This window comes from Streptococcus suis (genome assembly GCF_002960445.1).
GTDB classification, from domain to species: domain Bacteria; phylum Bacillota; class Bacilli; order Lactobacillales; family Streptococcaceae; genus Streptococcus; species Streptococcus hyiners.
On record NZ_POJD01000486.1, the window covers coordinates 1 to 271 of the forward strand.

The window sequence follows — 271 nt, forward strand, 5'->3', positions numbered from 1 at the left end:
CCTGCTTCTGGGTTAGGGCGAATATCTGTTTCGTTATTGAACGCAATCTTATATGAGTTAGATGCCAAAGCTTCACCAAATTCCAATGGAATGAAGATAGATGGAATTGCGATAGCTGTATCATCCAGTTGCATGCTCACATTGGCTTCACCTGGGCGGCTATTGAAAATAACGACCCCTACTGCCCCTGCAGCTGTTGCATTGGCTATTTTTTCTGAGAAACTGATGGTTCCTCGTTTAATAAGCGCAAGTTTTCCAATCAAATTTAAAC

1 protein-coding gene is annotated in these 271 nt (G+C 42.1%); it reads right to left on the reverse strand.

Going from position 1 to position 271, the window contains the following annotated elements:
- Nucleotides 1–271 (reverse strand): PA domain-containing protein (locus C1G53_RS12910; protein WP_330847491.1); only part of this gene is annotated, 271 nt, incomplete at both ends.